Origin of the sequence: Lentzea sp. NPDC005914 (assembly GCF_040629405.1) — a bacterium.
Lineage (GTDB): Bacteria > Actinomycetota > Actinomycetes > Mycobacteriales > Pseudonocardiaceae > Lentzea.
On sequence record NZ_JBEXVQ010000021.1, the window covers coordinates 149,365 to 155,639 of the forward strand.

General features: G+C 68.6%; 4 protein-coding genes and 1 pseudogene. 1 reads left to right on the top strand and 4 read right to left on the bottom strand.

Annotated features, from left to right (window positions below; genetic code table 11):
- Window positions 1–28: 28 nt before the first annotated feature.
- Window positions 29–1,051: pseudogene (locus ABZ345_RS28170) on the bottom strand (zinc-dependent alcohol dehydrogenase family protein).
- 180 nt (window positions 1,052–1,231) lie between these two features.
- Here ABZ345_RS28170 and ABZ345_RS28175 point away from each other — a divergent pair.
- Window positions 1,232–2,125, top strand: coding sequence for a helix-turn-helix transcriptional regulator (locus ABZ345_RS28175; RefSeq protein ID WP_359854886.1), 894 nt, complete (start codon window positions 1,232–1,234; stop codon window positions 2,123–2,125).
- A 54-nt stretch (window positions 2,126–2,179) separates the two neighbouring features.
- Here ABZ345_RS28175 and ABZ345_RS28180 read toward each other — a convergent pair whose 3' ends face one another.
- Genes ABZ345_RS28180 through ABZ345_RS28190 form a run of 3 tightly spaced genes read right to left on the bottom strand, consistent with a single transcriptional unit; the run spans window position 2,180 to window position 5,961 of the window.
- Window positions 2,180–4,375, bottom strand: coding sequence for a xanthine dehydrogenase family protein molybdopterin-binding subunit (locus tag ABZ345_RS28180; protein ID WP_359854889.1), 2,196 nt, complete (start codon window positions 4,373–4,375; stop codon window positions 2,180–2,182).
- On the bottom strand, window positions 4,372–5,352 hold the full coding sequence (locus ABZ345_RS28185) for a xanthine dehydrogenase family protein subunit M (protein WP_359854892.1): 981 nt from the start codon (window positions 5,350–5,352) through the stop codon (window positions 4,372–4,374). The genes ABZ345_RS28180 and ABZ345_RS28185 overlap by 4 nt, the downstream gene beginning before the upstream one ends.
- Window positions 5,353–5,358: 6 nt before the next feature.
- The gene (locus tag ABZ345_RS28190) at window positions 5,359–5,961 is read right to left on the bottom strand and encodes a 2Fe-2S iron-sulfur cluster-binding protein (protein ID WP_359854895.1); all 603 of its coding nucleotides are present in this window, start codon (window positions 5,959–5,961) and stop codon (window positions 5,359–5,361) included.
- Between the last annotated feature and the right edge of the window lie 314 nt (window positions 5,962–6,275).

Below are 6,275 nucleotides of genomic sequence, written 5' to 3' on the forward strand. Positions count from 1 at the left end.
CTGTCGGCGCGGACAGGCAGGCTTCGGATCACACGCGCAGAAGCGCTTTGATAGCGCGACGTTCGTCCATGGCCTGGTACGCCTCGGCGGCCTTCTCGAGCGGGAGTTCGAGGTCGAAGACCTTGCCGGGGTTGATCTTGCGTTGCCAGATCAGGTCGATCAGCCGCGGCAGGTACTGGCGCACCGGGGCAGGGCCGCCGTGCAGATGCACGTGGGAGAAGAACAGCTCTTCGCCGTTCAGCACGACGTCGTGGGAGACACCCACGTATCCGACGTGCCCGCCAGGGCGGGCCGAGCGGATGGCCTGCAGCATCGACTCCTGCGTGCCGACCGCCTCGACGACCGAGTGCGCGCCCAGCCCGCCGGTCAACTCCTTGATCTCGCCACGCCGTCGTCGCCCCGCTCGGAGACGATGTCGGTCGCACCGAACTCCTGTGCGAGCTTCTGCCGTGATTCGTGGCGGCTCATCGCGATGATCCGCTCCGCGCCCAGCTCTCGGGCGGCCAGGACGGCGAGCAGGCCGACCGCGCCGTCGCCGACGACCGCGACGGTCTTGCCGGCGCCGGCCTGTGCCGCGACGGCGCCGAACCAGCCGGTGCCCAGCACGTCGGAGGCGGCCAGGAAACTCGGGACCAGGTCGTCGTCGGGAACGTCAGGGGTGGACACGAGGGTGCCGTCGGCCAGCGGCACGCGCAGGAACTCCGCCTGGGCGCCGAGCGGGCCCATCCACTCACGCTGGACGCACGAGGTCTGGTAGCCGGCGCGGCAGATCTCGCAGGTGTTGTCGGAGGCGGCGAAGCTGCCGACCACGAACTGGCCCGGCCTGACCGACGTGACCTCGCTGCCGACCGCCTCGACGACGCCCGCGTATTCGTGGCCCATCGGGGACGGGCCGTCGACGGGCTCGATTCCGCGGTAGGGCCACAGGTCCGACCCGCAAACACAGGTCGCGGACAGGCGGATGACAGCATCGGTCGGGGCGATGATCGTCGGGTCGTCCCCGGTCTTCCACCCGGACGTCGCCGGGCGCGTGCAGCGCGGCGCCACGCATGTTTTCTCCTTCTCGTGTCCTCGGAGCCGGAAGCTGGTCGTGCTCCGGGGAGCACCCTCCGCCGAGGTGTCCGACATCGGTGTCCAGGACATCACCGGTGCGGGTGACCAGGGAGTTCTTGTTGAGAGGTGTACCGGCAGGGCACCCCATGCGCGTGGTTGTGGGGCTTACCGTGGAGGCGTGGACAATCGCCAGGAAGTCCGCGAGTTCCTCCTCTCGCGGCGAGCCAAGATCACCCCGGAGCAGGCAGGCCTGCCGAAGGGCGGCAACCGTCGCGTGCCGGGACTGCGCCGCAGCGAGGTCGCCGCGCTGGCCGACGTCAGCGTCGAGTACTACTCGAAACTGGAGCGCGGCGCGCTCGCCGGCGTCTCCGCCAGCGTGCTGGACGCCGTCGCCCGTGCCCTGCAGCTGGACGACGCGGAACGGGCGCACCTGTTCGACCTGGCCCGCGCCGCGGACGGCACCAGCGCGATCGTCCGGCCCCGGCGGCGGATGGTGAAGGGCAAGCGGTGGACCCCACACCCGAGTCTGCAGTGGACCCTCGACGCGGTCACCGCGGGACCCGCGTTCGTCCGCAATGGCCGGATGGACCTGCTGGCCGCGAACCAGCTCGCGCGCGCCTTCTACTCGCCGATCTACGCGAGCCGGGAACAGCCGCCGAACTTCGCCCGGTTCCAGTTCTTCGACCCAGCCTCGTACGAGTTCTATCCGGACTGGGGGCTGTTCGCCGACGTCTGCGTCGCCATCCTGCGCACCGAGGCGGGCCGCAACCCACATGACAAGGAACTGCACGACCTGGTCGGCGAGTTGAGCACCCGCAGCGACGAGTTCCGCACACGGTGGGGTGCGCACAACGTCCGTCACCACGGCACCGGGTCGAAAACCTTCCATCATCCCGTTGTCGGCGAACTCACCCTTGCCTACGAGGGCCTGGAAATGGCCGCGGAACCCGGACTCACCCTCACCATCTATTCCGCCAAGCCCGGCTCGCGATCCGAAGAGGGCTTGCGTCTGCTCGCGTCGTGGGCCGCCTCGCAGGAGGCCGAGTCCGCCACACAGCACCTTTCAGGCTGACATCAACCGTCGTGACCGGGCTGCCGACGGTTGATGTCAGCCGGTGCAGACGGCTCACAGCAGGGCGTCGGCGGTGATCGGGAAGTCGCGGACGCGGCGTCCTGTGGCGTGGAAGACCGCGTTGGCGATGGCGGGTGCCACGCCGACGAGCACGATCTCGCCCAGCCCTTTGACGCCCAGCGGGTTGGCTTCCGGGTCGTTGCCGCCCAGGTAGATGGCACGCAGATCGGGGGTGTCGGCGTTGACGGGGACGAGGTAGTCGGCGAGGTTGGCGTTGACGATGCGGCCGTCGCGGGAGTCGGTGACGGTGTGCTCCAACAGCGCGCTGCCGATGCCGCCGACCATGCCACCGATCGCCTGGCTGTCGGCCAGTTTCGGGTTGACGATCCGGCCGGCGTCGTAGACGCCCAGCATGCGCCGGAGCCGGACCAGCCCGAGGCGTGCGTCGACGGCGACCTCGGCGAACACCGCGCCGTAGGCGGACATGGAGAACCGGTCGTGCACCGCCCCGGCGTAGGTGCCGATCACTTCGAGGTGGGGGCGCTGGTTGCGGGTCAGCAGCTGTTGGTAGGTCTCGCCGCGCGTGGGGTCGTTGCGCACGTGCATCCGTCCTTTGCGGACGATGACGTCGTCCGGCTTGACACCGTGCAGAGGTGAGCGGGGGTCGTTGACCGCCAGCGTGATCGCCTGCCGGAGCACCTTGTCGCAACCGTCCAGGATCGCCGTGCCGACACTGGCCATGGTCGTCGAGCCGCCGTGTGGCCCGGTCGGCGGCATGATCGAGTCACCCAGCCGGAAGTCGACGCCTGCCATGGTCAGGCCGAGGGCGTCCGCGGCCACCTGGGGCATGGAGGTGTAGGTGCCCGGCCCCATGTCGCTGGTCGCGGACTGCACCAGCGCGGTGCCGTCGGCATTCAGCCGGACGTGCGCCTGGGCGGGGAACCCACCGGTGTCGTAGACCGCGGCGGCCATGCCAGTGCCGATCAGCCAGTCACCATCGCGCGTGACGCCGGGCTTGGGATTGCGGCGCGACCAACCGAACTCCTTGGCGCCCACGGCATAGCATTCGCGCAGCCTCCGGGTGGAGAACGGCAACCCGCTCGCCGGATCCTCGGCGGGTTCGTTGCGCAGTCGCAGCTCGATCGGGTCGATGCGCAGCTCGTGGGCCAGTTCGTCCACAGCGGACTCGACGACCATCGAACCGGTGGCGAAGCCGGGACCGCGCATCCAGATCGGTGTGTTCACGTCGAGCGGCACCGTCGAGTACGCCTGCCGCACGTGGGGCATGCTGTAAAGCATCTGCCCCGGCACCAGCACCGCCTCGGTGAACTTCTCGTAGCTGGAGGTTTCGGCACGGACGTCGTGGACCATCGCCGACAGCCGGCCACTGCGGTCGCTACCCAGCCGCACCCGGTATTCGTAGGCGGGCCGGAACCCGGTGCCGAAGTACTGTTGCCGCCGGGACAGGACGAGCTTGACCGGACGGCCGGTCACGCGGGCGGCCAGCGCCGCGATGGTGGTGTGCGGCCAAACTCGCAACCCGCTGCCGAACCCACCACCGACGAACGGCGAGATGACCCGGACCGATTGCTGCGGGACACCGAACACGGCGGCGAGTTCAACCTGGGAGCCACCCACCACCCATTGGGTCTTGTCCCACACGGTTAGCTGGTCGCCATCCCACTGGGCGATGGTGGCGTGCGGTTCCGTCGGATTGTGATGGTTGCGCGCGGACCGGTAGGTCATCTCCAACCGAACCTCGGCGTTGCCCAGCGCCGTGTCGGCGTCGCCGCGTGCGTAGGTCGTGGGCGGGTCCGTCGGAGCCGACGACAGGTCGGTGGCAGGCTGCTCGGCGTCGTAGGACACCTCGACCAGACGTGCGGCGTGCTGTGCGGCCTCCAGGGTGCTGGCGACCGCGACGGCGACGGGCTGCCCGAAGAACCGGACCCGATCGTCCTGGAAGACCCGCAACCTGGTGCCGGGCGGGTTGTTCGACCCCGGATTGTCCACATAGGGCAGCCGGGGAGCGTTGAGATGGCTGATCACCGTCAGCACACCAGGATGGGCGAGGGCAGCGGAGGTGTCGACGCCGGTGACGCGCCCGCGGCCGATGCTGCTGTCCACCACGGCCGCGTAGATCACGCCGTCGATGACGTGATCGGCGGCATAGGTGGCGTGTCCGGTCACCTTCAGCCGGCCGTCCACCCGGGACTGCGGGGTGCCGACGAAGTTCTGCGGCTGCGGTGTCACCTGGTGCCTCCCACGACTCGTAACTGGCGTTCCACCGTGCGCTTGAGCAACTCGACCTTGAACCGGTTGTGCGCCAACGGGCGAGCTCCTTCCGCCGCCAGCTGTGCGGCCTCGGTCCACAGCGCTGCCGACGGTCGCTTGCCGACCAGATGCCGCTCCACGGCAGGCAGCTTCCACGGCACGGTGCCCACACCGCCGGCCGCGACCTTCGCCGCGCGGATCACCCCACCCTGGATGTGCAGCGCGACCGCGGCGGAGGTGAGGGCGAACTCGTAGCTCTGCCGGTCACGCACCTTGAGATACCCCGAACGCATCGGGCGCGGATGAGCCGGGATCTCCACCGCGGTGATCAGTTCACCCCGCTGGACGGCGTGTTCGCGGTCGGGCGTGGTACCGGGCTGAAGGAAGAAGTCGGCGAACGGGACGGTGCGTTCGCCATCCGGACCGTGCAAGCGCACATTCGCGTCCAGGGCGGAGAAAACCACCGCGACGTCCGAGGGGTGCGTGGCGACGCACTGATCGGAGCCGCCGAGGATGGCGTGTGTGCGGTTGAACCCGCCCAGCGCCGCGCAGCCGGAACCGGGCGTGCGTTTGTTGCAGTTCGCGGTCACGTCCCGGAAGTACGTGCAGCGGGTGCGCTGCATGATGTTGCCGCCGATCGTCGCCATGTTCCGCAGCTGCGCCGACGCGCTCAACTCCAACGCCTGGCTGATCACGGGATAGAAGGCACGGACCCTCGGGTCGGCGGCAGCCTCGGCCATCCGCACCAGTGCACCGATCCGCAACACCCCGTTTCCGGCGTTGGTGATGCCGCGCAACGGAAGGGCCCCGATGTCGACCAGCGCCTCGGGGCGTTCGACGGTTTCGCGCATCAGGTCGACCAGAGTCGTGCCCCCTGCGACGAAACGCCCACCCCGCTGCCCGGCCGCGATGGCGGCGCGCACGTCAGGAACCTTGGTGTAGGAGAAGGGATACATCGCCCGTCACTTCCCGTTCGCAGCCTGCTGAACAGCCCTGACGATCTTGACGTAACACCCGCAGCGGCAGATGTTCCCGCTCATCCACTCCCTGATCTCCTCCGGAGAGCGGGCGTGCCCCTCACGGATGCAGGCCACGCCGGACATGATCTGCCCCGGCGTGCAGAAGCCACACTGGAACGCGTCCTCGTCGATGAACGCCTGCTGCAACGGATGCAACGGCCCGTCCTCACCAGAGGCGAGCCCTTCGATCGTGATGACTTCCGCGCCTTCCAGCCGCACCGCCAACGTCAGACACCCGTTGACCCGCCGACCGTCGACCACAACCGTGCAGGCTCCACAAGCCCCGGCATCGCACCCCTTCTTGGTCCCGGTCAACCGGAAGTGCTCACGCAACAGATCCAACAGCGAGGTGCGGTTGTCGACGCTGACCGTGCGCCGGGTTCCGTTCACGGTCAACGAAACCCTGGTGCTGAACTCCCCGGTGGCGGGTTCGGCGACGGCGGACTCGGCGCCGAGCAGCGATGGTCCGGCGACGGTGGCAACACCGCTCACAGCCGACGCTGCGATGAACGTACGTCTGGACAACGCTGATGACGAAGCCGTCATGGCACTACCGGGCGGAGGAGGCGACTCAGCCGACATGCGATCGACGACACCACACGCGCCCATCAGCGTGGGAGTCTCTGCCAAAGCATGTACTGGCGGTACCTCCCAGAGCGGGCAGACACACCGTAAAGTCAGCTGGCTGAGTTCTTCGAGCTCAGCTGGCGACGGTGCTACTACTTCGAGTACGTCGAGGGCTGGCCAACACCCGCCGCATGCATTCTGGGCTTGACCCGTTTTGACGGACACCTGAGATCAGGGGTTTTGCCCCTGGAAGGATGTCCTTATGAAGACCACGGGCTCGAACAAGCCCCGGC

What these genes read in the sequence shown, in the direction of transcription:
- ABZ345_RS28185 (WP_359854892.1), bottom strand. Translation starts at nt 5,352, where the DNA reads ATGTATCCCTTCTCCTACACCAAGGTTCCTGACGTGCGCGCCGCCATC.
- ABZ345_RS28190 (WP_359854895.1), bottom strand. Translation starts at nt 5,961, where the DNA reads ATGACGGCTTCGTCATCAGCGTTGTCCAGACGTACGTTCATCGCAGCG.